24 protein-coding genes and 1 tRNA gene are annotated in these 25,261 nt (G+C 70.1%); 16 read left to right on the top strand and 9 right to left on the bottom strand.

Features of this window, described 5'->3' with window-relative positions:
* Positions 1-4 precede the first annotated feature (4 nt).
* The 5 genes from argC to NK718_RS11430 form a co-directional block, all read right to left on the bottom strand.
* Positions 5-967 (bottom strand): N-acetyl-gamma-glutamyl-phosphate reductase, encoded by a 963-nt coding sequence (gene argC, locus NK718_RS11450; protein ID WP_254742023.1) that lies wholly within the window; start codon positions 965-967, stop codon positions 5-7.
* A 189-nt stretch (positions 968-1,156) separates the two neighbouring features.
* Positions 1,157-2,116, bottom strand: a complete 960-nt coding sequence (speB, locus tag NK718_RS11445) for an agmatinase (RefSeq protein WP_254742020.1) — start codon at positions 2,114-2,116, stop codon at positions 1,157-1,159.
* A gap of 131 nt (positions 2,117-2,247) precedes the next feature.
* Positions 2,248-2,727: a 30S ribosomal protein S9 gene (rpsI, locus tag NK718_RS11440; RefSeq protein ID WP_254742017.1), complete on the bottom strand. Its 480-nt coding sequence runs from the start codon at positions 2,725-2,727 to the stop codon at positions 2,248-2,250.
* Between the two features lies 1 nt (position 2,728).
* Positions 2,729-3,190: a 50S ribosomal protein L13 gene (gene rplM, locus NK718_RS11435; RefSeq protein WP_254742014.1), complete on the bottom strand. Its 462-nt coding sequence runs from the start codon at positions 3,188-3,190 to the stop codon at positions 2,729-2,731.
* Between the two features lie 217 nt (positions 3,191-3,407).
* Positions 3,408-3,845, bottom strand: coding sequence for a PaaI family thioesterase (locus NK718_RS11430; RefSeq protein WP_254742011.1), 438 nt, complete (start codon positions 3,843-3,845; stop codon positions 3,408-3,410).
* Positions 3,846-3,952: 107 nt separating this feature from the next.
* On the opposite strand from NK718_RS11430, the gene NK718_RS11425 reads away from it, so the two are divergent.
* From NK718_RS11425 to NK718_RS11415, 3 genes are all read left to right on the top strand, one after another.
* On the top strand, positions 3,953-4,771 hold the full coding sequence (locus NK718_RS11425) for an enoyl-CoA hydratase (RefSeq protein WP_254742008.1): 819 nt from the start codon (positions 3,953-3,955) through the stop codon (positions 4,769-4,771).
* A gap of 152 nt (positions 4,772-4,923) precedes the next feature.
* Positions 4,924-5,478, top strand: coding sequence for a CoA-binding protein (locus tag NK718_RS11420; RefSeq protein WP_254742005.1), 555 nt, complete (start codon positions 4,924-4,926; stop codon positions 5,476-5,478).
* 79 nt (positions 5,479-5,557) lie between these two features.
* Positions 5,558-6,844, top strand: coding sequence for an O-acetylhomoserine aminocarboxypropyltransferase (locus NK718_RS11415; protein WP_254742002.1), 1,287 nt, complete (start codon positions 5,558-5,560; stop codon positions 6,842-6,844).
* Between the two features lie 44 nt (positions 6,845-6,888).
* Here the strand turns inward: NK718_RS11415 and NK718_RS11410 are convergent, their stop codons facing one another.
* Positions 6,889-7,965 carry a COX15/CtaA family protein gene (locus tag NK718_RS11410; RefSeq protein WP_254741999.1) on the bottom strand — a complete coding sequence of 359 codons (1,077 nt, stop codon included), beginning with the start codon at positions 7,963-7,965 and terminating at the stop codon, positions 6,889-6,891.
* Between the two features lie 125 nt (positions 7,966-8,090).
* On the opposite strand from NK718_RS11410, the gene NK718_RS11405 reads away from it, so the two are divergent.
* The 3 genes from NK718_RS11405 to NK718_RS21955 all read left to right on the top strand — a co-directional run bounded on the left by NK718_RS11405 (position 8,091) and on the right by NK718_RS21955 (position 9,407).
* Positions 8,091-8,309 carry a DUF2842 domain-containing protein gene (locus NK718_RS11405; RefSeq protein ID WP_371877269.1) on the top strand — a complete coding sequence of 73 codons (219 nt, stop codon included), beginning with the start codon at positions 8,091-8,093 and terminating at the stop codon, positions 8,307-8,309.
* A gap of 89 nt (positions 8,310-8,398) precedes the next feature.
* Positions 8,399-8,476 (top strand) — tRNA-Pro (locus NK718_RS11400).
* 208 nt (positions 8,477-8,684) lie between these two features.
* A complete protein-coding gene (locus NK718_RS21955) occupies positions 8,685-9,407 on the top strand; it encodes a phosphatase PAP2 family protein (protein ID WP_254741996.1) in 723 nt (240 codons plus the stop codon).
* Positions 9,408-9,459: 52 nt separating this feature from the next.
* On the opposite strand, the gene NK718_RS11390 is transcribed toward NK718_RS21955, so the two are convergent.
* Entirely contained in the window at positions 9,460-11,376 is a 1,917-nt protein-coding gene (locus tag NK718_RS11390; protein ID WP_254741993.1) for a potassium transporter Kup, read from the bottom strand.
* A 163-nt stretch (positions 11,377-11,539) separates the two neighbouring features.
* Between NK718_RS11390 and NK718_RS11385 the strand changes: the two genes are divergently transcribed.
* The 8 genes from NK718_RS11385 (at position 11,540) to NK718_RS11350 (ending at position 20,329) form a co-directional block, all read left to right on the top strand.
* Positions 11,540-13,078, top strand: coding sequence for a sensor histidine kinase (locus NK718_RS11385; protein ID WP_254741990.1), 1,539 nt, complete (start codon positions 11,540-11,542; stop codon positions 13,076-13,078).
* Positions 13,075-13,791, top strand: a complete 717-nt coding sequence (locus NK718_RS11380) for a response regulator (RefSeq protein ID WP_254741987.1) — start codon at positions 13,075-13,077, stop codon at positions 13,789-13,791. The genes NK718_RS11385 and NK718_RS11380 overlap by 4 nt, the downstream gene beginning before the upstream one ends.
* A 158-nt stretch (positions 13,792-13,949) precedes the next feature.
* A complete protein-coding gene (locus NK718_RS11375; protein ID WP_254741984.1) occupies positions 13,950-14,954 on the top strand; it encodes a LacI family DNA-binding transcriptional regulator in 1,005 nt (334 codons plus the stop codon).
* Positions 14,955-15,022: 68 nt separating this feature from the next.
* Entirely contained in the window at positions 15,023-16,306 is a 1,284-nt protein-coding gene (locus NK718_RS11370; RefSeq protein ID WP_254741981.1) for an ABC transporter substrate-binding protein, read from the top strand.
* Positions 16,307-16,316: 10 nt separating this feature from the next.
* The gene (locus NK718_RS11365) at positions 16,317-17,168 is read left to right on the top strand and encodes a carbohydrate ABC transporter permease (RefSeq protein WP_254741978.1); all 852 of its coding nucleotides are present in this window, start codon (positions 16,317-16,319) and stop codon (positions 17,166-17,168) included.
* Entirely contained in the window at positions 17,165-17,971 is an 807-nt protein-coding gene (locus tag NK718_RS11360; protein ID WP_254741975.1) for a carbohydrate ABC transporter permease, read from the top strand. Before NK718_RS11365 ends, NK718_RS11360 begins: the two co-directional genes overlap by 4 nt.
* A gap of 10 nt (positions 17,972-17,981) precedes the next feature.
* Positions 17,982-19,031, top strand: coding sequence for an ABC transporter ATP-binding protein (locus NK718_RS11355; protein WP_254741972.1), 1,050 nt, complete (start codon positions 17,982-17,984; stop codon positions 19,029-19,031).
* Entirely contained in the window at positions 19,028-20,329 is a 1,302-nt protein-coding gene (locus NK718_RS11350; RefSeq protein ID WP_254741969.1) for an amylo-alpha-1,6-glucosidase, read from the top strand. Before NK718_RS11355 ends, NK718_RS11350 begins: the two co-directional genes overlap by 4 nt.
* Positions 20,330-20,351: 22 nt before the next feature.
* Here NK718_RS11350 and NK718_RS11345 read toward each other — a convergent pair whose 3' ends face one another.
* Positions 20,352-21,401 carry a Gfo/Idh/MocA family protein gene (locus NK718_RS11345; RefSeq protein ID WP_254741966.1) on the bottom strand — a complete coding sequence of 350 codons (1,050 nt, stop codon included), beginning with the start codon at positions 21,399-21,401 and terminating at the stop codon, positions 20,352-20,354.
* Positions 21,402-21,406: 5 nt separating this feature from the next.
* Positions 21,407-22,576: a mandelate racemase/muconate lactonizing enzyme family protein gene (locus tag NK718_RS11340; RefSeq protein ID WP_254741963.1), complete on the bottom strand. Its 1,170-nt coding sequence runs from the start codon at positions 22,574-22,576 to the stop codon at positions 21,407-21,409.
* A gap of 77 nt (positions 22,577-22,653) precedes the next feature.
* Between NK718_RS11340 and NK718_RS11335 the strand changes: the two genes are divergently transcribed.
* Both NK718_RS11335 and NK718_RS11330 read left to right on the top strand, forming a co-directional pair.
* Complete coding sequence (locus tag NK718_RS11335; RefSeq protein WP_254741960.1) at positions 22,654-23,697, top strand: succinylglutamate desuccinylase/aspartoacylase family protein; 1,044 nt, start codon at positions 22,654-22,656, stop codon at positions 23,695-23,697.
* 48 nt (positions 23,698-23,745) lie between these two features.
* Entirely contained in the window at positions 23,746-25,248 is a 1,503-nt protein-coding gene (locus tag NK718_RS11330) for a M81 family metallopeptidase (RefSeq protein ID WP_254741957.1), read from the top strand.
* Positions 25,249-25,261: the final 13 nt, after the last annotated feature.

The following is a 25,261-nucleotide window of genomic DNA, read 5'->3' as shown; positions in this document are numbered from 1 at the left end:
CAACCTACACGAGGCCGAGCATCAGCTTCAGGTTCTGCACTGCCGCGCCCGACGCGCCCTTGCCGAGATTGTCGAGCCGGGCGACCAGCAGGGCGTGATCGCGCTTGTCGTTGCCATAGACGCGCAGCTCCAGCCGATCGGTGTCGTTCAGGGCTTCGGGCTCCAGCCGGCCCGCCTTCACGGTGGCGTCGTCCGAAGGCACGACGGACACCAGCCCGTCACCGGCGTAGCGAGAGGCGAGCACGTCCTCGAGGTCCCTGGCGCGCGGCTTGCCCGGCAGCGTATCGAGGTGCAGCGGCACGCTGACCAGCATGCCCTGCCGGAAATTGCCGACCGAGGGCACGAAGATGGGCCGCCGCGTCAGCACTCCGTAACGCTGAAGCTCCGGGACGTGCTTGTGCTCCAGGGACAGGCCGTAGAGTTCGAAAACCGGAGCGACGCCGGCTTCGTAGGCCTCGATCATCGAGCGGCCGCCGCCCGAGTAGCCGCTGACCGCGTTGACCGTCACGGGGTAGTCGGTCGGCAGCAGGCCGGCATCGACCAGCGGCCGGATCAGCGCGATGGCCCCGGTCGGATAGCAGCCGGGATTGGCGACGCGCCGCGCCGCGCGGATGGCGTCGGCCTGGCCCGGCTCGAGCTCCGCGAACCCGTACACCCACCCCTCGGCGACACGATGCGCCGTCGAGGCGTCGAGCACCCGCGGGCCCTTGTCGCCGAGCGAATCCGCGATGGCGGCGGATTCCTTGGCGGCGTCGTCGGGCAGGCAGAGGATCACCGCGTCGACCTCGGCCATCAGCGCCTTGCGCGCCTCGGGGTCCTTGCGCCGGGCCGGGTCGATGCTGCGCAGTTCGACGCCGGGCACATGCGCCAACCGGTCGCGAATCCCGAGTCCCGTGGTTCCGGCCTCGCCGTCGATGAACACGCGGGCGGTCCGGGCGGCGGCCTTGGCGGGAGAAGATGCGGACATGGCTGACCTCGTCGGTGCGAAAGCGTCGGAGCGTTCGGATACGAAAAAGCCGCGCGGAGCGCGGCTTGGGACACGGCGTCAGGCGCGCGTCATCGCGACGCGCGGGACAACGCCGCTGCGCCGCGTCGCAGGCCGAAAGGGGCGAACGCGCTGGTCATACGCGTCACATGGCGCAGACCGCCGCGCGTGTCAAGAACGCGCCCGGCGAGCGGCAAGCATCTGCAAGTAGTGCTGCGCGACGGTGGCGGCGGCGATGGCGGTGATGTCGGCATGGTCATAGGCGGGCGCGACCTCGACCACGTCCATGCCGCGCCAGTCAAGCCCGGCCAGGGCATCAAGCGTCATCAGCGCCTGCGCCGAGCTCAGCCCGCCGGCGACCGGCGTCCCGGTGCCCGGCGCGAAGGCGGGGTCGAGGGCGTCGATGTCGAAGCTGAGATAGGCGGGCCCCTCCCCCACGCGCTCCCGCACCGCGCGCGCCGTCTCCGCCGGACCCATCGCGTGGACGCGATAGGCGTCCAGAATGGCGATACCGAAATCGTCCGGCGCGCAGCTCCGGATGCCGATCTGGATCGAGCGCGCCGGGTCGATCAGCCCCTCGCGCACCGCGCGGCCGACGAATGTGCCGTGCGAGACGCGCGAGCCGTCGTCCGGCCACGTGTCCTGGTGCGCATCGAACTGCACCAGCGCCAGCGGTCCGTGCCGCCGCGCATGCGCGCGCAGCAGCGGGAGCGTGACGAAGTGGTCGCCGCCCAGGGCCAGAAGGTGCGCGCCGGCGTCGACGATCGTCCGCGCGGCCGCCTCGATGGAGGCCGGCGCGAGGTCCGCGCGCCCATGGTCGATGAAGCAGTCGCCCCAGTCGACGACGGCGAGCGTCGCGAAGGGGTCGCGCCCCGACGGGTATTGCGGATCGCCCTCGAAGATGGCGGACGCGCGGCGGATCGCCTGCGGGCCGAAACGCGCCCCCGGCCGGTTGGAGGTCGCCACGTCGAACGGGATTCCCATGACGGCGACGTCGACGCCCGCAAGGTCCCGGCTGTACCGCCGCCGCATGAAGGACAAGGCGCCCGCGAAAGCGGGGTCGGCCGCTCCGCCCATCAGCGGACCGAAAACGGCGTTGTCGACGGGCGGACGGTCGGCGGGGTCGGGCATGGCGGCGGCTCGGGACGGGCGGACGGGCGATCAGGCGACCGCCAGCGTACAGGCAGCGCGATGGCTCGCGCAAAAAGCAAAACGGCTGGCGTCGCCGCCAGCCGTTCGAAGTCGCGACAGGTCGCGAAGCTTTAGCGCTTCGAGAACTGGAAGCTGCGGCGGGCCTTCTTGCGGCCGTACTTCTTGCGCTCGACCACGCGGGAGTCGCGGGTGAGGAAGCCGGCCTTCTTGAGCGGGCCGCGCAGCTCGGGCTCGTAGTAGGTGAGCGCCTTGGACAGGCCGTGGCGCACCGCGCCGGCCTGGCCGGACAGGCCGCCGCCGGACACGGTGACGACGATGTCGTACTGGTCCTTGCGGTTGGCGATCTGCAGCGGCTGCTGAAGGATCATGCGCAGCACCGGGCGCGCGAAGTACACGCCGAGCTCGCGCTCGTTCACCACGATCTTGCCGGAGCCGGGCTTGATCCAGACGCGGGCGACCGCGTCCTTGCGCTTGCCGGTGGCATAGGCGCGGCCCTGGGCGTCGAGCTTCTGCACGTGCTTGGGAGCCTCGGGAGCGACGGTCTCGACCGCGCCCTTGAGGTCCTGGAGGGACTGGAGCGTCTCGGCCATATCAGGCTCCCACGTTCTTGCGGTTCATGGCCGCGATATCGAGCGGCTGCGGCTGCTGGGCCTCATGCGGATGGTCCGCGCCCTTGTAGACACGCAGGTTGCTGAGCTGCTGGCGGCCGAGCGGGCCGCGCGGGAGCATGCGCTCGACGGCCTTCTCGACGATGCGCTCCGGGAAGCGCCCTTCGAGGATGGCCTTGGCGGACCGCTCCTTGATGCCGCCCGGGTAACCGGTGTGGTGGTAGTACACCTTCTGGTCGCGCTTGCGGCCGGTGAGCACCACCTTGTCGGCGTTGATGACGATGACGTTGTCGCCGCAATCGACATGAGGCGTGAAGGTCGGCTTGTGCTTGCCACGAAGGCGCATAGCCACCAGCGACGCGAGACGGCCGACGACCAGCCCCTTCGCGTCGATGATCACCCACTTCTTGTCGACCTCGGCAGGCTTGGCCGAATAGGTCTTCATGGATCGATTTCCAGATAAGGCCGGCGGGCGGAAGGCCGCGCCGGCGCGTGGAGGCGGGCGACGCTCACGCCTCCCCCGCTCGATGACGGCTGAATATACGAGCGACCGGCCGCCGTCAACAACCTCCAATCAGGCGTTAGGCGATAAAAACCATGTAATTTCAATGATATACTGGATGTGGTATTATGAAACCGCAACAAAGGTGCGATATTACCGCCTAACGGGGCGGGATCGAGTAGGTTGCGGTAACATGGGCGACGAGGTCGTCTTCTCCCTCGGAGCGCAGGTCGACCTCCCCCACCGCCAGCCGTTTGCCGAGCTTGAGCAGCCGGCAGTCGGCGATCAGCGCGCGCTTTTCGGGCTTGCGCAGGAAGTTGATGTTGAGGTTGGTCGTCACCGCCAGGCCCACCGGACCGATGGCCCCGAGCACCGCGACATAAAGGGCGAGGTCCGCCAGCGCCATCATGGCGGGCCCGGAAATGGTGCCGCCCGGCCGCAACTGGCTGGGGTGATACTGCATCCGCATGCGCGCCGAGAGCGGCCCGACCCGCTCGACCTCATAGATGCGCCCGTGCGTGCGGATCTCCGGGAACTCGCGGTCGAGGAACCCTTCGATCTCCTCCACCGTCATCACCGGCGCGCCGGTCGCGTCCATGCGTCGTCTCCTTCCCAGCTCCGCCGTCGGGCGGGTTTCACCACGTCGCGCGCCTCGCTTATCATGGCGGGCGAAACGTTCGCCACATCGCGATCTGGAGAACTCCGATGTCCGCCGAGGCCGCGCCCCCCCAGGATCGCCCCGTGCTGCTGCGCGAGGACCACGGCGGCATCGCCACGCTGACCCTGGACCGGCCGCAGGCCCGCAACGCGCTGTCGGAAGCGCTGATCGACGCGCTCGCCGCCGAATTGGCCTCCATCGCCGCGGACCGCGCGGTGCGCGCGGTGATCGTCGCCGCCGCGCCCGGCCCGGTGTTCTGCGCCGGTCACGACCTCAAGGAAATGACGGCGCGCCGCGCCGACCCCGACCGCGGCCGCGCCTATTACGCGGACGTGCTGGCGCGGTGCTCGGCCATGATGCAGGCCGTCGTGCGCCTGCCGCAGCCGGTGATCGCCGCCGTGGAAGGGCTCGCCAGCGCCGCCGGATGCCAGCTCGTGGCCGCCTGCGACCTCGCCGTCGCCGGCGACAAGGCGTCGTTCTGCACGCCGGGCGTTCATATCGGCCTGTTCTGCTCCACGCCCATGGTGGCGCTGTCGCGCAATGTCGCCCCGAAGCACGCCATGGAGATGCTGCTGACCGGCGAGACCGTGCCGGCCGAGCACGCGCTGCGCATGGGGCTGGTCAACCGCGTCGTCCCGCGCGGGCAGGCGATGCGCGAGGCGCGCCGCCTCGCCACCCTCGTCGCGTCCAAATCCGCCGCGACGCTGAAGATCGGCAAGGAGGCGTTCTACCGCCAGCGCGAGATGGGGCTCGCGGAGGCCTACGACTACGCGGCGTCGGTGATGGTGGAGAACATGCTGGCGCGCGACGCGGAAGAGGGCATCGGCGCCTTCATCGAGAAGCGCCCGCCGCGCTGGCGCGACTGACATTGCGCACGTTGCGGCGTCCGGCCGGCCGCCGCGCTCTTGACCCGGCCGCCGGCCCGGCCTCTATCGTGCCTCTGACACCGGCGGCATTGTCCCCGGTCCCACTGCAAAGGCGTGCGAGGCGGAGCTTCCGCCGCGCCCGGAAGACCGGAATGAACCACGAGTCCTATCCCGACGACCTGATCCGCTCGATCCTCAACGGCGTGAAGACCATCGCCTTGGTCGGCGCGTCCAACAACCCGGCGCGGCCGAGCTACATCGTGCTGAAATATCTGAGCGAGCGCGGCTTTACGCTCGTGCCCGTCAACCCAGGACTGGCCAGGCAAGAGATCCTGGGCATGAAGGTCTACGCCAGCCTGAAGGACATCCCGTTCCCGCTCGACATGGTGGAGATCTTCCGCAATTCGACCGCCGCCGGCCCGATCACCGACGAGGCGCTGGCCCTCGACCCGCTGCCGCGCGTCATCTGGATGCAGCTCTCGGTGCGCAACGACGAGGCCGCCGCGCGCGCCGAGGCGAAAGGTGTCACCGTCATCATGAACCGCTGCCCGAAGATCGAATATGGCCGCCTCTCCGGCGAGATCGGCTGGCAGGGCATCAACTCGCGCATCCTGTCGTCGAAAAAGCCGGTGATGGCCGAGAAGGGCGTCCAGAAGCGCAGCCTGAGCCTGACGCCCGGCGTCAATCCGTTCGGCGCGCGGAGGTAGCGGACCGCGCGTTGACCGCCTCGCTGACGTTCGATAAAAAGAACGCAGCATTCCATATCCAGAACAGCAGAGGATCGCCATGTCCGACACGAGAGCCCCCGGCTTCGCCACCCTGGCTATTCACGCCGGCGCCCAGCCGGACCCCGCGACCGGCGCGCGGGCGACGCCGATCTACCAGACGACCAGCTTCGTGTTCGACGATGTCGACCACGCCGCGTCGCTGTTCGGCCTCCAGGCCTTCGGCAACATCTATTCCCGCCTCGGCAATCCGACCAACGCGGTGCTTGAGGAGCGCGTCGCGGCGCTCGAGGGCGGCACGGCGGCTCTGGCAGTGGCCTCAGGTCACGCGGCCGAGTTCCTGTGCTTCCACACGCTGCTGCAGCCGGGCGACGAATTCATCGCCTCCAAGAAGCTCTACGGCGGCTCGATCAACCAGTTCAACCACAGCTACAAGAACTTCGACTGGCGGGTGAAGTGGGCCGACCCGGACGACCTCTCCACCTTCGAGGCGGCCGTCTCCGACAAGACCAAGGCGATCTTCATCGAGTCGATCGCCAATCCCGGCGGCGTCATCGTCGACATCCGCGCCATCGCCGACATCGCCCACAAGGCCGGCGTGCCGCTGATCGTCGACAACACCATGGCGACGCCCTACCTGATCAAGCCCTTCGAGCACGGCGCCGACATCATCGTCCACTCGGCCACCAAGTTCCTCGGCGGGCACGGCAACTCCATCGGCGGCCTGATCGTCGACGGCGGCAGCTTCGACTTCATGAAGTCCGGCCGCTACCCGATGCTGTCGCAGCCCCGCCCGGAGTATGGCGGCATGGTGCTGGGCGAGACGTTCGGCAATTTCGGCTTCGCCATCGCCTGCCGCGTGCTCGGCCTGCGCGACCTCGGCCCGGCCCTCTCGCCGTTCAACGCCTTCATGCTGCTGACCGGAATCGAGACGCTGCCGCTGCGCATGCAGCGCCATTCCGACTCCACGCTCGCGGTGGCGCGCCACCTCGCCAAGCACCCGAAGGTGGCGTGGGTCAGCTATCCCGGCCTGGAGGGCGATAAGTACTACGCGCTCGCCCAACGCTACACGCCCAAGGGCGCGGGCGCGGTGTTCACCTTCGGCCTCAAGGGCGGCTACGAGGCCGGCGTCAAGCTGGTGTCCAACCTCAAGCTGTTCTCGCACCTCGCCAATATCGGCGACACGCGCTCGCTGGTGATCCACCCCGCCTCGACCACGCACCGCCAGCTCACGCCCGAGCAGCAGGCGCAGGCCGGCGCGGGGCCGGAGGTGGTGCGCCTGTCGATCGGCCTGGAGGACGTCGCCGACATCATCGCCGACCTCGACGAGGCGCTCGCCGTCGGGTGAGTGAATTGAGGGGGGGGGGCCGGTCTCGCCGGCTCCCGCGCGTTTCAGTGTCCGGCGGCGCGCAAGCGCCAGTGCGCCGCCGCCATTCCCAGCACGACCATGGCGAAGGCCTGGTGCAGCAGGCCGAGCGCCAGCGGCGCCTGCGCCAGCAGCGTCCAGATGCCGATCGCGGCCTGCGCCGCAACCAGCCCCGCCAAGGCGGTCGCACGGCGCGCCGCGCTCGTCCCCGGCGCGCTGGCGCGCAGCGACCATGCCTGCCACAGCGCCACAGCCAGCACCGCGTAGGCCACCATGCGGTGCTGGAACTGCACCGTCAGGTGGTTATCGACGAAGTTCTCGTACCAGGGCGTTCCGAACATCAGGCCCGAGAGCGGCGGCACGAACGCGCCGTCGATCAGCGGCCACGTGTTGTAGACGAGCCCGGCATGCGAGCCGGCCACGAGCGCGCCAAGCGCGATCTGCGCCAGCACCAGGGCCATCAGCCAGAACGCCGACCGCGCGCCTTCCGGCGCGGCGTCGGGCTCGCGCGCCGCGCGGCCGAGCCCCGTGGCGACGGCGACCAGGCCCGCGAAGATCACGCTGGCGGTCGTCAGGTGCAGCATCAGCTTCACCGGCTCGACGGCCGTCATGCCCGGCTTCAGGCCGGACGCGACCATGATCCAGCCGATCGCGCCCTGCAGGCCGCCGAGCGTTCCCAGCAGCAGAACGCGCGCCATCAGCCGCCCCCGCAGCGCACCCGTTGCGGCGAAGACGAGGAAGCCGACGCCGAAGGCGAGCCCCACCAGCCGGCCGAGCTGCCGGTGCGACCATTCCCACCAGTAGATCGCCTTGAACTCGCCCAGCGTCATGCCGCTGTTCTGGATCTGGTATTGCGGGCTCTCGCGATATTTCGCGAACTCCGCCGCCCAGTCCGCCGCGTCGAGCGGCGGGATCGCGCCCATCACCGGCCGCCATTCGGTGATCGACAGGCCCGATCCGGTCATGCGCGTCGCGCCGCCGACCACGACCATGCAGAACACCAGCGCCGCCAGCGCCCACAGCCAGACGCGAACGCCCGCGATGCCGCGTGCGGAGGACGTCGCCGGCGCGCGCGACGTGGACGTGTTGAGAGCGAATGCCATGCCGGTCCCGAAGCCGCGCGAGGGCGGCGCTTGAACGAAAACCCCGGGCGACACATAGTCCCGCCGCGCCCGGGCGACAATGTCCCCGTGGCGAGATCCCGCAGACCGGAACCCGCCAGGACCGCATGCCCCTGCCCCGCCGCACCCGCAAGCTCATCGGCGCCGTCGCCATGATCGTCTTCGTCGTGGTCTACGCCCTCGCGCTCATGGCCTTGGCCCAGGGCACGGTGCAGGACGCCTCCAAGCTCGCCCAGGGCCTGTTCTATGTCGTCGGCGGGCTCGCCTGGATCCTGCCGCTGATGCCGCTCATCCGCTGGATGGAGCGCCCCGACCCGGAGGCGTGAGCACGTCCGCCAGGCGGCGAAAGAATCCGCCCGCGGCCGCGTCGAACCGGTTGCGAAGCCTCCCCCTCCCGCTTATAAGCCTCGCCAGTCGGAGTGTAGCGCAGCCCGGTTAGCGCACTAGTCTGGGGGACTAGGGGTCGTGGGTTCGAATCCCGCCACTCCGACCATTTTTTCCAAGGAAAATCAGCATCTTGCCTGCCGAGCGAAAGCGCGGCGGCGAGTGCTGTTTTCATCTGAGGGTTCGCCGCAACGCCAAGGGATCCCGCGCTCGCTCCTCATGCCTTGAAGTGCTCCTGGTCCATTCGCCATCCGATCCGCCGACGCAACCCGCGCGCGTGCGCCTGCGTTGACGCTGGAAATGGCGGAGTTGTCGCTGTGGATGTTGCCGGGCTGGACGTTGCTCTCACTCACGCCGTCAATAGTTTCGCGCGCGCCTCGAGCCGCTTCGACCGCTTCGTGGTCTTGCTGACCTCCAACCTGATCAAGCTGACGCCGATGGTCATGGCGCTCTGGGGCCTGTGGTTTCGCAAACCTCAGGGCGCTCCGGTTTCTGAGCGTCCCTTCGAACCTTGGCCGGCGGCCCGCGTGGCGGTGCTCGAAGCCTGGTCGGCCGCCTTCGTCGCGCTCGTTCTCTCCCGTATGGTCCAGAACTTCGGACCCGCGCGCCCGCGTCCGATGCATGATTCCTCGCTGGGGTTCGTCCTGCCGTACGGAGTGTCCGGCGAAGCCCTCCAGGACTGGAGTTCCTTTCCGAGCGACCATGCCGCGCTGGCTTTCGCGCTGGGGGTCGCGGTGCTCGCCCGCTTCCGTGGGACGGGTTGGATGCTGCTCGCCTGGGCGCTGATCGTGGTGTCCATACCGCGCGTCTATCTCGGCCTGCATTATCCCTTGGATACGGCGGCCGGCGCGCTCATCGGCGCGCTTGCGGCCGCGCTGGTGTTCGCGGCGCGGCGGCCGTTGAAGCCCGCCTGGCGTTTCGTGTTCTGGGTGGAGGCGCGCCATCCCAGCGCATTCTATGCGTTCGCCTTCCTGGTGAGTTTCGAGATGGCGACGATGTTCAACGCACTGCGCCGGCTGCCGTCCCTCTGGCCGTGGTGACGCGGCGTTCAGCAACGAAACGCGGAATCCGGGCCGCCGCCGGATGCGATCGCTAGATGACGATCTGAGTTCCGATCTCCACCACCCGGCCGGTGGGGATGCCGAACCAGGCGGAAGCGTCGTCGGCGCGCCGGCTGAGGGCGATAAAGAGCTTGTCCTGCCAGCGCGGCATGGGCGAGCGGGTGGAGGGCTTGAGCTTGCGCCGCGACAGGAAGAACGAGGTCTGCATCAGGTCGATGTCGAGGCCGAGGGGGCGGCATTCGGCGAGCGCCCGCACGACATCGGGGGCCTCCATGTAGCCGAACACGAGGCGCACGACGGTGAAGCTCTCCGAGATGGGCGTCACGGTCGCGCGGTCGGCGGGGTCGACGCGCGGGGCGTCGGCGGTCTCCACGGCCAGCACGACGTTGCGGGCGTGCAGGACGCGGTTGTGCTTGAGATTGTGCAGCAGCGCGGTCGGCGTGTTGTCCGGCTGCCCGGTGAGAAACACAGCCGTTCCGGGCACGCGCTCGGCCGAACCGCGTTCCGCCGCGGCGACGAAGCCGGCGAGCGGCACGTCCCCATGAATGGCGCGCTCCGCCAGCAGGTGGGTGCCGCGACGCCACGTCAGCATGACGACCAGCAGCACGCCGCCGACGACGAGCGGCAGCCAGCCGCCTTCCGCGATTTTCAGCGTGTTGGCGCCCAGAAACAGCGCATCGACCACGAGGAAAGGCAGGATCAGCGTCGCCGCCGCCCAGCGCGGCCAGCCCCACACCCGCCACACCACCACGAAGGCGAGCAGCGCCGTCACCACCATCGTGCCGGTGACCGCGATTCCGTAGGCGGCGGCGAGCCCGCTCGATGTCCGGAACGCCTGGACCAGGAAGAGCACGGCGAGCAAAAGGCCGATATTGACGCGCGGGATGTAGATCTGGCCCTTCTCGGTTTCGGAGGTCCGCCGCACCTCGAGGCGCGGCAGCAGGCCAAGCTGCATGGCCTGCTGCGTCATCGAGAACGCGCCGGTGATGACGGCCTGGCTGGCGATGATGGTCGCGACCGTCGCGATGGCGACCATCGGCAGCAGCGCCCACTCGGGGTAAAGCCGGAAGAACGGGTTTTCCAAAGCCTCCGGTCGGACGATCAGCAGCGCGCCCTGGCCGAGATAGTTGAGGACGAGCGCGGGAAAGACGACCGCCAGCCACGCGGCCCGAATCGGGCCACGCCCGAAATGGCCGAGATCGGCATAGAGCGCTTCCGCGCCCGTCACGGCCAGGAACACCGCGCCGAGCGCGACGAGGCCGGCAAGCCCATGCTCGCGCAGGAAGCGCGCGCCGTGGAGCGGATTGACGGCGGCGAGGATGCCGGGCTCGGCTGCGATCTGCGCCACGCCGCCGGCCGCCAGCGCCACGAACCAGACGAGCGTGATCGGCCCGAACCACACCGCGACGCTTGCAGTGCCCCGGCTTTGCACCGCGAAAAGCGCGATCAGGATCGCGATGCTCACCGGGACCACGAGCGTTCCGAAGGCCGGCGTGACGAGGTTCAGCCCTTCCACCGCCGAAAGCACCGAGATGGCCGGCGTGATCATCGCGTCGCCGTAGAACAGCGCCGCGCCGGCGATGCCGAGAACCGGGATGATGGCGACGCCGTGCCCCACAGCCTTTTGCGCGAGCGCCATCAGCGTGAGCGTGCCGCCTTCCCCATGATTGTCCGCCTGCAGCATCAGCACGACGTATTTCAGCGTCACGACGACGACCAGGGCCCACAGGATCAGCGACAGTACGCCGAGGACGATCTCGGGCGTCGGCGTCGCCCCGCCGGCCGCCGCCGTCACCGACTCCTTCACCGCGTAGAGCGGGCTGGTGCCGATATCGCCGTAGACGACGCCGATGCTGCCCAGCGCGAGCGTGAGGAAGCGCGAGCGTGGCAGGGTTCCCGCAGCCTGATGGGCGGGCGTGGCGGCGAGCGTGGGCGTATGCGCGGTCATGGTCGTGGTCCGGCCGCCCGTCTGGCGGGCCTGCTTGTTGTCGCGCCGCCGACATCAGGAAGCGATGCGGAAGGCGATCGCCGGTCATAAGGATTCCATAAGGATCGACCCCGAAGCGGGCCGGGAGCTTCGCGCGGGCCCCGAGGCGAGCTAGCGTGATGACATGGCCCAGTCCCCGCCGCGCGCCGAGACGCCGGCGCCCGCCCTTCGTGGCCGGCGCGCGCCGCCGGCCGTCACGGTGTTCGTCGTGGTCGCCGGGGCGGTGGGCCTGGGCGCCTTGCTGGCGGGGGCGCTGCCCATCTCGAGCATCCAGCTCGTCTTCCTGGTGGCGGTGCTTTTGGCTGCGGCCGCGCACGGCGTTGTGGCCGGCGTCGCCGCGGCGCTGCTCGCGTCGCTGGCATTCAATTTCTTCTTTATTCCCCCGCTCTACACCTTCCTGATCGCCGACCCCTCGGAGGTGTTCGCGCTCGGCGTGTTCCTCGTCGCGGCGGTGGTGACGGGGAGCGTCGCGGGGCGCATGCGCCAGCAGGCGGACGCGGCGCGCCGACGCGCCGCCCTCGTGCAGTCCCTCTCCGACTATTCGACCCGGCTTGCCGGCTGTCGCGGGGTCGAGGACGCGCTGGCCGCTTGCGTCGAGGAGATCGCCCGAGCGCTCGGAGCCGGCGCGGCGGCGTTGTCGCCCTCCGGCGAACGCGTGCTGCACGCATCGCCCGCCACGATGACGCTGCGCCATGGCGACTGGCTCGCCGCCGGCATCGCCGCACGCAGCGGCAATATCGCGCGCCGACCGGCCGAGCCGAGCGACGAGCAGCGCTGCGAATTCCACCCCGTGCGCGCCGCCGGCCGGCTCGTCGCCGTGGTCGGCGTCGAGCGGCCGCCGTCGGGCGGCGAGGAAACGGAGCCCGCGCTGATGGGCATCGTCCGCCAGACCGAAAGCGTTCTGTCGCGACTTGCCCACGAGGAGGCGGCGGCCCGCGCGCGCGGCGCGGCGGAGGAAGAGCGACTTCGCAACGCCGTGCTCTCCTCGGTGTCCCACGACCTGCGCACACCGCTGGCGGTCATCCTGGGCGCCGCCACGAGCCTGCGCGAACTTGGCCCCGCCATGCCGCCGGTGGCGCGCGACGACCTGCTCGCCTCGATCGAGGACGAGGCGGGGCGTCTGTCGCGCCTCGTCGCCTCGCTGCTCGACATGACGCGCGTCGAGGCCGGCGCGCTCGTGGTGCGGCCGGACTGGGTCGATCTCGACGACGTCCTGCGCGCGGCATGCGAGCGCGCGCGCCGCGCGCATCCGGGCTTGCGGGTCGAGACCGAGCGGCGTGACGCGCCGGCGCTGGTCCGGGTCGATGAAACGCTGCTCGGACAGACGCTGTTCAACCTGCTCGACAACGCCGCCATCCACGGCGGCGGAGGCGTCGTGCGCCTGCGGGCGTGGGTGGAGCAGGACGCCCTCCTGCTCGCCGTCTCCGACGATGGCCCGGGCGTGCCGTCGTCGGAACAGGCGGCGATCTTCGAGAAATTCCGGCGCGGAACGCGCGAAACGGGTCGCGGCGAAGGAACCGGTCTCGGGCTCGCGGTGGCGCGCGGAATGGTCGTGGCGACGGGCGGCGCGCTGACGCTGCGCAGCCCCGTGGCGGACGGGCGCGGCGCCTGTTTCGAAATCCGCCTGCCGGGCGCGGCAGTCGTCCCGGGAGGCCAGGAATGACAGTGCCCAGCGCGCCGCTCTTGCTCGTGGTGGACGACGAGCCGCAGATCCAGCGCTTCCTCAAGCCCGCGCTCACCGCCGCCGGCTATCGCGTGACGATGGCCGCGACGGGGGCGGAAGCGCTACGGCTTGCCACGCGGCTCGCGCCGGCCGCGATCATCCTCGATCTCGGGCTCCCCGACATGGACGGCAAGGACGTGATCGCGGCGTTGCGGCCCGCCAGCGACACGCCCATCGTCGTGCTCTCGGCGCGCGACCGGGAAGCCGAGAAGATCGCCGCGCTCGACCTCGGCGCGAACGACTTCGTCAACAAGCCCTTCGGCATCGGCGAGCTGCTGGCGCGGTTGCGCGTCGCGCTGCGGCAACGGCCCGGACCGCTCGCCGAGCCCGAGAAGCTGCGCGTGGGAGAGCTTTCGCTCGACGCGGCCACCCGCCGCGTCACACGCGGCGGCGAGCCCGTGCATCTGACCCCGACGGAGTTCGATCTTCTCGCCTTGCTGATGCGCCATGCCGGGCGCGTGATGACGCACAGGCAGATCCTGTCCGCGGTGTGGGGACCCGCCCACGTCAACGACACGCAGTATCTGCGCGTATTCGTGGGACAGTTGCGCCAGAAGATCGAGCGCGAGCCCTCCGCCCCCGCGCTGATCCTGACCGAGCCCGGCGTGGGCTACAGGTTCGCGGAGGATGCGAGCGAGTCCGAACGGGATTGACTCCCGCGCGGCGGTGAAGGGCCGCGCGACCGGTCGGAGATTACGATCACTGCGGCGATGAGCGTGCTGGTGGAGTCGTGCCTTGGAACGCTTCGGCCGAGCCCGGTTGACCGAAATCTGCTCCTGCGTATAATCCAAAACGTTTTGGAGACCGGTCCGTGTCGCTCAAGCTGCTCGCCGCGACCCTCAATCTTTCGATTACGACCGTCTCGCGGGCGCTGGACGGGTATGGCGACGTGGCCCCCGCGACGCGGGACCGGGTCATGGCGGCGGCCGAGGCGATGCAGTACCGCCCCAACGCGGCCGCGAGGCGCTTGCGGCGGGGCAGCACGGAAGTGGTGTCGCTGGTGCTTCCCACCGGTCCCGGACGCTTCGACGAGCCGCTCTACCTCGAACTGATGTCGGTGATGGGCGAGCGCTTCGCCGAGCGCGGCTACGACCTCACCCTTCTCGCCGCGCCTCCTGGTCCGGACGAAATGAAGACTTACCGGCGGCTGGTCGAAGGCCGCAGGGCGGATGGGCTCATCGTCGTCCGCACGCGCCGGCAGGACCCGCGCATCGCCTATCTGCTCGGCACGAAGATGCCCTTCGTCGTGATGGGACGCTCGGACACGCCCGGCCTCTACCCCTTCGTGGACGGCGACGGCGAGGCCGCGTTCGCGGCCGCGACCCGCGACCTCGCGGCGCTCGGCCATCGACACATCGCGCATCTGGCCGCGCCGGCCGCCCTGACCTACGCCACCCTGCGTCGCGCCGGCTACGAGCGCGCCATGGACGAGCTGGGACTGCCGCGACAGGTCGTCGAATGCGACGCGGACGAGCAGGCGGCGCGCGCGGCCTGCTCGGAGCTGTTGGCGGGGGCCGCGCCCCCGACCGCCATCCTCTGCGCCACGGACAGGATGGCGCTGGGCGTGCTGCGAGCCGCGCGTGAACGCGGGCTTTCGGTCCCGGCCGACCTTTCGGTGGTCGGGCACGACAATCTTCCCGCCGGGGCGTATTCCGATCCGCCGCTGTCGACCATGGAGCTTCCGCTGGCGGAGACGGGCGATCTCCTCGCCCGGATGCTGCTCGCCCGCATCGGCGGCGCGCCGCCAGACGACACCATGCAAGCCATTATTCCGATCCGCGCGGTTCCGCGCGGGTCCGTTGCGCCGCCGCGCTGAGCGGCGGACCCGGTGGCGCGGCCGGCGCGTCACGGGAGTCTCGAACAAGCCGGATATGGAGGGAATTCATGACGAAGCCTTTATTTGCTGGCGCGCTGGCGCTGGCCGCGGCAGGCCTCCTGACCGCCTCCGCTGCGCGGGCGCAGGATCTCGTGTTCCTGTCGACGCAGCTGCGCCCGATCGAAGAGGCGCAGAAGGTGCGCGAAGTCATCCTGAAGGGCGCGCCGAAGACGACCTACGTGGTCGATGAGCCCTCCCCCTTCACCGTCCGCATGCGCGCCGAGCAGGAAGCGGGCAAGAAGACCGTGAGCCTCGTCGGGGCGCTGCACGGAGAGCTGCAGCCTCTGTTGACCTTCAACGCCCTCGACCCGATCGACGACGTGGCCGCCAAGGTCGCCTCGCGCGGCATTCCCGCGGGATTGATGGAGCTCGGCAAGCTCGGCTCGGGCAAGCAGGTCTACATCCCGTGGATGCAGGCGACCTATGTCATGGTCGTCAACAAGAAGGCCCTGCCCTATCTGCCGGCGGGGGCCGACGTGAACGCGCTGACCTATGCGCAGCTCGCGGAGTGGGGCAAGGCGCTGGCCGAGAAGACCGGCAGCCGCAAGCTCGGCTTCCCCGCGGGTCCCAAGGGGCTCTTCGCCCGCTTCCTCCAGGGCAACCTCCTGCCCTCCTACACGAAGTCCATGGTCACCGAGTTCCGCTCGGCCGCGGCTGAGACGATGTGGGGCGACTTCAAGGCCGTGTGGGCCGGCGTGAATCCGAACGCTTCCAGCTACGACTTCATGCAGGAGCCGCTGATGGCGGGCGAAGTGTGGGTCGCGTGGGATCACGTCGCCCGCGTCAAGGACGCCCTCCAGCAGGCTCCGAACGACTACGTCGTCGTGGCGCCGCCGGCCGGGCCGAAGGGGCGCGCCTACATGCCGGTCGTCGCCGGCCTCGCCATCCCGAAGGGCGCCCCGGACCGGGCCGGCGCGGTGGCTCTCATCGAGCACCTCACCAAGCCCGAGACCCAGGTGATCACCGCGGCCGAAGTCGGCTTCTTCCCGGTGGTCGACGCGAAGCTGCCCGCCGACCTGTCGCCGGGCGTGAAGCTGCTCGCCGAAGGCGTCGCGCGCACGCAGACGGCGAAGGACGCGCTTGTCGCGCTGCTGCCGATCGGCCTCGGCGACAAGGGGGGCGAGTTCAACAAGGTCTATTTCGACACGTTCCAGCGCATCGTGCTGCGCAACGAGCCCATCCGTCCCGTGCTCGATGCCCAGGCCGAGGTGATGCGCGGCCTCATCGACGCCACCAAGGCGCCGTGCTGGGCGCCGGACGAGCCCAGCACCGGCCCCTGCCCGGTGAAGTGAGCGCATCGCGATGACCGCGCCGCGGTGGATCCCCTACGCCCTGATCGCACCCGCGGCGCTGTTCCTCGCCGCGCTGTTCATCGTGCCGCTGGTCCAGACGATTCTGCTCTCCTTCGACGGAGGCGGCACGCCGGACCACCTGGCCAACTACCGCAAGATGGCGGGCGACCTGAACTTCACGCTCGCCATCCGCAACACGTTCCTGCTCGTCGGCGTCGTCGTGCCCATCCAGCTCGCGCTGGCGATGGGCATGGCGGTGATGCTGCAGAAAATGAGCACCGGGCGCGACATCGTCCTGTGGATCTGGACGATCCCGCTCGGGGTGTCGGACCTCGCGGCGGGTCTCGTCTGGCTCGCCCTCCTGCAGAACTCCGGCTACCTCAACACCGTCCTGTTCCAGCTCGGCCTGCTCGACGGTCCCACGCCCTGGCTCAACGCGGAGACGCCGGTGACGCTGTTCGTCGGCATCGTCCTGGCGGAAATCTGGCGCGCGACGGCGGTCGTGCTCATCGTCCTGGTGGCCGGCTTCCAGCTGATCCCGAAGGAGTACTCGGAGGCGGCGGAAGTGTTCGGCGCGCGGTCCTGGACGGCGTTCCGGCTCATCACCCTGCCCTTGCTGAAGCCGAGCATCCAGTCGGCGCTGATCCTGCGGACGGTGCTCGCCTTCGAGGTCTTCGCCGTCGTTTACGCGCTCGGCGGGCGCAACATGCCGGTGCTCGTGGGGGAGGCCTATGCCTGGCAGTACGAGAACCAGAACTACGGCGTCGCCGCCGCCTACGCGGTGCTCGTCATGGTGATCTCGCTGGCGGCGACGGTGGTTTACCTCTACGCGCTGCGCACGCGACCGGAGACGCAGCCATGACCGGCGCGCGCAGGCTGATGTTCTGGTCGGGCGTCGCGGCGCTGTGCGCCTGGGTGCTCGTGCCGATCTACCTCATCGCGCTCGGCGCGTTCGGCGGGCGGGCCGCCGCCTTCCGCTGGCCGAAGGCGTTCACGCTGGTCAACGCCTCCCTCGAACAGCTCGCGACGTTCCTGCGCATCGAGGGCGTGTGGAACGCGGCGCTGAATTCCGTCATCGCCGCCTCGCTCACCATGGCGTTGTCGCTGTTGCTCGGCGCGCCGGCGGGCTACGCCCTCGCCCGCTATCGCTTTCGCGGCGCGGGCGCGTTCCGGCTGATGGTGCTGCTGACGCGCGCCTTCCCGCTCGCCATCCTGGCGCTTCCGCTGACGGTCGTGTTCATCCGGGCGGGCCTGTACGACACGCCGTTCGGGGTCGCGCTGGTGCACACCGCCCTGGCGCTTCCCTTCGCGGCCCTGGTCACCGCCGGGCTGTTCGCCGGAATCCCGCGCGAACTCGAGGAGGCGGCCTGGGTGTTCGGCTGCTCGCGCCTGCAGGCCTTCATGCGCGTGGTGCTGCCGCTCGCCCTGCCGGGCCTCGCGGCGGCGGCGATCTTCGCCTTCGTCATCTCTTGGAACGAGGTGTTCGCGGCCTCGGTGCTGACGGTGAGGAACCGGACGCTGACCGCCTATCTCCTCACCGTGCTGGCGGAGTCTCCCCTGCACTATCGCTTTGCCGGCGGCTTCGTCCTGATCGTCCCCTCGGTGGTCTTCATCTTCGCCGTGCGCCGCTACCTGTTCGCCCTCTGGGGCGTCTCCAACCGCTGAAGGAGTCACGATGGCCGGCATCCAGATCGAACGCGTGGGCAAGCGCTTCGGCGGGGCGCTCGCGCTCGACTCCGTGTCCCTCGACGTGGCGGACGGCGAGTTCGTCGCGCTGCTGGGCCCCTCGGGCTGCGGGAAGACGACGCTCCTGCGCATCGTGGCGGGGCTGGAGACGCGAAGCTCGGGCGCGGTGCGGATCGGAGGGCGGGACGTGTCGGACCTGCGCCCGGCGGACCGTGGCCTGGCGATGGTGTTCCAGAACTACGCCGTGTTCCCGCACATGACCGTGTTCGACAACGTCGCCTTCGGCCTGCGGATGCAGAAGAAGCCGCGCGAGGACATCGAGCGCAAGGTGCGCCGCGCCGCCGCCCTGCTGCAGATCGAGCCCTATCTCGACCGCTACCCCGCCAAGCTCTCGGGCGGCCAGCGCCAGCGCGTCGCGGTCGCGCGCGCGCTGGCCGTCGAGCCCGCCGTGCTGCTGATGGACGAGCCGCTGTCGAACCTCGACGCGCTGCTGCGGCTTGAGATGCGCGCCGAACTCAAGAGCGTGCTGCGCGAGGCGAAGACGACGACGCTCTACGTCACCCACGACCAGACGGAGGCCATGGGCCTCGCCGACCGGATCGCCGTCATGCAGCAGGGGCGGATCGTGCAGGCGGACGCGCCGACGACCGTCTATTCGCGCCCGGCCTCGACCTTCGTCGGCGGGTTCGTCGGCTCCCCGCCGATGAACTTCGTGAAGGTGACGGCCAGCGGTCGCTCCGCCCGTCTCGACGCGCTCGACCTGCGCCCGCCGGCGGATGGCGACCTGCTCCTCGGCTTCCGGGGCGAGGACGTCCAGCTCGTCCCGCCGGACGAGGGCATGACCTTCGTCGTGAAGGTCGCCGAGCCGATGGGCTCGCACCTTCTCCTCACGGGGTCCGCGGCCGGCTGTCCTGTCCGCGTCGTGGCTCCGCCGACCGCGTCGGTGCACGCCGGTGACCGCCTCGGCCTGCGCCCCGACCCCGACCGCATCGCCTGGATGTCGCAGGACAGCGGCCTCGCACTGGATGGACACGCATGACCCCCGAAACGCATCGCCGGCTCGACCAGGAAGCAAGGCGCATCCTCGCCGCCAACGACCGGGGCGGCTACACGGTGCCGAACGAACGCGTCTACCCCTTCCAGTGGAACTGGGATTCGGCGTTCGTCGCCATGGGCTTCGCCATGTTCGACGAAGATCGGGCCTGGCGGGAGCTGGAGACGCTGTTCCTGGGCCAGTGGGCCGACGGAATGGTGCCGAGCATCGTCTTCCACACGCCGGCGGACCACTATTACCCCGGGCCGACGGCGTGGGGCACGCGCCACCAGCCGCCGACGACCGGCATCTCCCAGCCCCCCGTCGCCGCCACCTCCGCGCGCTTCTTGTGGGAGCGCGCCGTCGACAGAAGCCTCGTCCGTGACCGGCTCGCGGCGCTGTTTCCCAAGCTGATGGCGTGGCATCGCTGGTGGCACGAAACCCGCGATCCCGACGGCAGCGGGCTCGTGACGGTGACCCATCCGTGGGAAAGCGGCCGCGACAATTCTCCGGACTGGGACGCCCCGCTCGCGGCGGTCGCGCCGACCGTGTCCGTGGGCGCTCTGCGCAAGGACAACAAGGCCGTCGACCCATCGGAGCGGCCCACCGACGATTTCTACGACCGCGTGATGACGCTGGTGGAGGAAGCCAAGGCGCTCGGCTGGGACGGAATCGCCGTCTCCCGGGGGCTTTCGATGCGCGTCTGCGACCTCGGCGTGCAGTGCATCCTGTCGCGCGCCGACAGGGACCTGCTCGCCCTCGCCGAGGAGCTGGGCCGGAGCGAGGACGCCGCGACGCTGGCCCGCTGGATCGCGCGTTCGGACGCCGCCGCCGCACGCCTCAGGGCGCCGGACGGCACGTACCGGTCGCTCGACTTGCGCACGGGCGAACTCGCACCCTGCCCCACATCCGCGAGCTTCCTGCCCCTGTACGCGCGCTTCGCCACGCCCGACGACGTGGAAGCCATGTCGAGCCTGGCCCGGAGCTGGTGGGACCGTCTGCCCTATGGCGTCGCGAGCTGCGATCCGGGCTTCCCGGGCTTCGACCCGCTGCGCTACTGGCGCGGGCCGGTCTGGCTGGTGGTGAACCGCATGATCGCGGACGGCTTCGCGGCCCACGGGCTGGACGACATCGCCGCGCGCATCGCCGACGATTCCGCCGCCATGCTGGCGACCAACGGCTTTCGTGAATATTTCGACCCGCGCACCGCCATGGGCCTCGGCGGCCACGGCTTCTCCTGGAGCGCCGCGATGTGGCTGTCCTGGTTGTCCCAGCCGGGATCCACGAGGCTGACGGGCGCCTGAGCGTCGCGGCGGGTTGTGGCGATTAGATCGGCTCGACGTCGATCACGCCCCCGCTCGCCGCGGCCTCCTTCACGGCGAGCGTCGCGACGAGCGTGCGCAGTCCCTCGCGTGCGTCGATCACGGGTGCGGCCTCGCGACGGACGACCTGGACGAAGTGCGCCATCTGCAGCGTGAGCGGATCGGCCTCAGGCGCGAAGACGCGTGCGCCGCGCATCGGCGACCACCAATCCTCGCCCTCGTGCGTCCACGTCTCGAGACGCGGGACGGAGATCGAGCCCCGCGAGCCGGCGACGAAATAGCAGGCCTGGTCCGTCTGCGGATACGCCTTGTTCTCGCCTGATGTCAGCTCCCAGCTCCACGGCGAAGCGGCCGAGTCGGAGATGAGCAGCGTGCCCAGCGCACCGCTCTTGAAGCGCAGGATGACCGCGGCGGTGTCCTCGACCGGGAACTGGCGCGCGGCGTTCGCCTCCGCCGCCTGCACCGAGGCGATCTCGCCGCACAGATTGCGCAAATCGTCCACGATGTGGATGAGGTTGATGAGGATGACGCCGCCGCCGGGCTCGCGCCGCCACGCCCCCGCCCCCTCGAAGTAGCCCCGGTCCGGCTTCTTGAACAGGCACATGGCGTGCACCGCCGTGATGCGGCCCAGCTCGCCCGACCGAACGATCTCCCTGGACCGGCGGATCAGGGGACTGTGCCGGTGGTGGTGGCCGACGAGGACGGGAACGTCGGCGCGCTCGGCGGCCTCCACGAGACGCCGGCCGCCGGCGATGTCGTCGGACAGCGGCTTTTCCATCAGCATGGGAATGCCGGCCTCGACCGCCGCCAGTCCATACGGCACGTGCAGCGCGTTCGGGGTGGCGACCACCAGCCCGTCTAACGGGCTGCCCACCAGGGCCGCTTCCAACGAATCGTGGACCGGGACTCCGAGCTCCGCCGCCAGCGCCCGCGCCGCCGGAGACGGATCGACGATCGACGCCAGCCTTGCGTCGCCGCTGGCGACGATGCGCTGGATGTGAGCCCGGCCGATCAGGCCGGCGCCGGCGACGGCGATCCGGACGGGAGCGCTCATGGCGCTCAGGCGAACAGGGGCGCGGGATCGGGCGTGTAGCGCGCGATCTTGTCGCGGTCGATGCGCACGCCGAGCCCTGGTTCGTCCGGAATTTCGAGGAAGCCCTCGGCGTCGAGCGCGAACGGCGTCTCCAGGATGCCGTCCACATAAGGGCTCCCGCCGATGAACTCGACGAGATCGCAATCCGGGAAGGCCGAGGCGAGCTGAAGGTCCGCCGCGACGCCCAGGGCGGTGTTCCAGCCGTGGCCGATATATTTCACGCCGAAATCATAGGCCAGCCACGCGATCTTCCGCTGCTCGGAAATGCCGCCGACCTTGGTGACGTCCGGCTGGACGATGTCGAACGCGCCCCCGACGATCCACGGGATGAACGACTGGCGTCTCGTCAGCACCTCGCCGCCGGCGATCGGCACGGGGCTGGCGCGGCGAAGCGTGCGGAAATCCTCCAGCGCGTCGGGCTTCACGGCCTCCTCGAACCAGCCGACCTCGTGCCTGGCCAGCATGTCGGCCGTCCGCAGCGCCCATTTCAGGCCGTGCGGCCAATAGGCGTCGCTCGCGCCGGCGTCGACGAAGAGCTGCGAGTCCTTGCCCGCCGCGTCGCGGGCGGCGGCGACGATGGCCTCGTCGAGCCCGTGGTCCTTGGCGCGGCCGAACGGGCCCCAGCCGATCTTGAAGGCGCGGAAGCCTTGCGCGCGATAGCCGGCGACGATCCCGTGCATCGCGTCGGGCTCTTCCATCAGCAGCGAGCAATAGGGCTGCACCTTGCGCCGGTGGCTGCCGCCGAGCAGGCGGCCCACCGACAATCCGGTCGCCTTGCCCAGGATGTCCCAGCAGGCGATGTCGATGCCGCTGATCGTGTGGGTCAGCGTGCCGCCGCGCCCCATCCAGAACGTGTTCTGGTGCAGCTTCTCGGACAGCCGCTCGGGCTCCAGCGCGTTCTCGCCGCGATAGAGCGGCTCGAGCACCTTCAGCCCCGCCTCGGCGAGACGCCCGTCGGTGAAGACGCTGCCATAGCCGGTGATCCCCGCGTCCGTGTGGACGGCGATGATGGCGTGGATCGAGTCCTCGGGCCGGATCTCGGCCGACCATCCGCCCTTGGGGCTCTCCCCGAACAGCGGGGCGGCCTCGATACGGGTGATGGTGACGGGCCCGAGGGCGCGCCGCGCGTCGGCCATAGGCTTCTCCCTTCGCTTGACTCGATCCGATATCGTATACGAACATACGATCCGAGATGATGCTTGTCGAGGTGGCCATGGCGAACGAAAAACCCGCAAGCCGCGTGCGCTGCGAGATCGACTTCGACAAGGCCGGCCGGCAGGCGGGCTATGCGCGCGCGCCGCTGTCGCGAAACACGTCCGGCTGGGGCGTGGTCGAAATCCCCGTCATCGTCGTCAAGAACGGCGCGGGCCCGACCGTGCTGCTCACCGGCGGCGTCCACGGCGACGAGTACGAGGGGCAGATCGCCGTCTCTCGGCTGGCGCGGGAGCTGCGGCCGGAACAGGTGCAGGGCCGCGTCATCATGATGCCGGCGGTGAACGTGCCGGCCGTGCTGAACGACACCCGCCTTTCGCCCGTCGACAACCGCGACATGAACCGCTGCTTCCCCGGCGATCCGCGCGGCACGTTCTCGGAGATGCTGGCCCACTTCATGGACGGCGTGATCCTGCCGATGGTCGATGTGTCGGTGGACCTGCACACGTGCGGGCACTCGGGCGACTCGGCCCCGTCGACCAACATGCATTATTTGCCCGACCCGGCGATCCGCGAGCGCACCATGGCGATGGCGGCGGCGTTCGGCGCGCCCTTCAACGTGGTGTTCAGCGGCGTCGACGAGGGCGCGACGCTCACCTCGGCGGTCGAGCGGCGCGGCATCGTCTCGCTCGGCACCGAGCTGGGCGGCTGGGGACGCGTCAGCGTCGAGGGCGTGCGCATCGGCGAGCGGGGCGTGCGCAACGTCCTCAAGCAACTCGGCGTGATCGAGGGCAAGCCCGAGACGGTGCAGCGTGACGGCAGCCCCGCCACGCGCCACATGATGGTGCGGGACGCCTCCTGCTACGCCTTCGCGCCGCGCGGCGGGCTGTTCGAGCCCCGGCAGGTCGTCGGCGAAAGGATCGAGGCCGGCCAGACGGCGGGCTTCCTGCACTTCGTCGACGACATCGACACCCCGCCCATCGAAGTCGTCCACCGCGCCTCCGGCCTCCTGTGGATGTCGTCGGGCCCCGGCCGCGTCCAGCGCGGAGACTGCGTGGCCGTCGTGATGCAGGATTACGACGAAGCCCGGTTCGCCCACATCTGAACCTCGACGCGCGAGCGCCGCCATCCCACCCATCCTGAGGAGAACGCCATGGCCGAACGCCCGCGGATCCTGGTTGTCGAATGCATGCAGGAGATCTCGTCCTTCAACCCGCTGCCGTCGGGCTACGAGAACTTCCACATCGAGCGCGGCGACGAGATGCTGGCGCAGGACGGGCTGAACACCGGGCTCGGCGGCGCCATGCCGGTGCTCCGCGCGGCGGGCTTCGACCTGGTGCTGACCATGGCGGCGCGCGCCGGCTCCGGCGGCCTGCTCTCCGCCGCCGGATGGGCGCGGCTCTCCGCCGAGATGGTGCAGGCCATCGAGGCGGGCGCGAAGGGCGGCGTCGACGGCGTCTACTTCTCCCTGCATGGCGCGATGGGGGCGGACGGCGAGCTCGATCCCGAGGGCTGGCTGCTGCGCGAGACGCGCCGCATCGTCGGCGAGGCCGTGCCCATCGTCATTTCGCTCGACCTGCACGGCATCCTGACCGACCGCATGCTCAAGCAGGTCAACGGGCTCGCCATCTACCACACCTATCCCCACGTCGATTTCGCCGACACCGGGCAGCGCGCCGCCAGGCTGCTCGTGCGCATCGTCAAGGAGAAGCTGAAGACCAGCATCGCCCGCGTCGTCATCCCGGCGCTGGCGCGCGGCGACGAATGCGTGACGAAGTCCGGCTGCTACGGCGACCTCATCCGCGAGGCGCAGCGCATCGAGCGCGACGGCACCGTGCTGGCGGCCGGCATCATGATCGGCAACCCGTTCACCGACGTGCCCGAGCTGTGCAGCCAGGTGCTCGTGTGCACGGCCGGCGACGAGGCGACGGCCAAGGCCGAGGCGACGCGCATCGCCGAGGAGTTCTGGCCGCTGCGCTTCCGCATGCAGAGCAAGTTCATCTCGCTGGAGCGCGCCATCGCGCAGGCGGAGACGATCAAGGGGCCGGTCGTGTTCACCGACGCGGCCGACGCGACCTCGTCGGGCGCGACGGGCGACAGCGCCATCATCATCGACGGGCTGCGGCGGGCGGACACGAAGAAGCGCGTGCTGGCGCAGGTCGTCGACCCGCGCGCCGCCGCGGCCGCGCACGAAGCCGGCGTCGGCGCGACCATCGACGTGACGTTGGGCGGCGCCATCGACCCGAAGCGCTTCAAGCCGATGCGGGTGAGCGCGCGCGTCAAGCTGCTCTCCGACGGGCGCGCGCGGCTGGAGACGATGAAGACCGGCCTCGACGCCGGGCCGACCGCCGTCCTCACCTTCGGCACCTTCACCGTCGTCGTGTTCTCGAAGACGCTGAGCCTGTTCGACCGCGCCATGTACTACGCCAACGGCCTCGACCCGCGGGACTTCGACGTGATCGTGGTGAAGTCCCCCCACACCGAGTTCCACATGTACGACCAGTGGGTGGAGAAGAACTTCAACATCGACATCCCGGGGGCGACGTCGAACAATCTGCCGACCCTGGGCCACACGATCTGCATGCGGCCCATGTACCCTCTCGACCCCGGCGTGGAATTCCACCCCCGCCCCGTCGTCTACGCCAGGCAGGGCTGACGCTCGCCGCCAT

This window comes from Alsobacter ponti (genome assembly GCF_024294805.1).
GTDB classification, from domain to species: Bacteria; Pseudomonadota; Alphaproteobacteria; order Rhizobiales; family Beijerinckiaceae; genus Alsobacter; species Alsobacter ponti.
The sequence above is the reverse complement of the archived record's forward strand: the minus strand, read 5'-3'. Positions and strand labels throughout refer to the sequence as shown.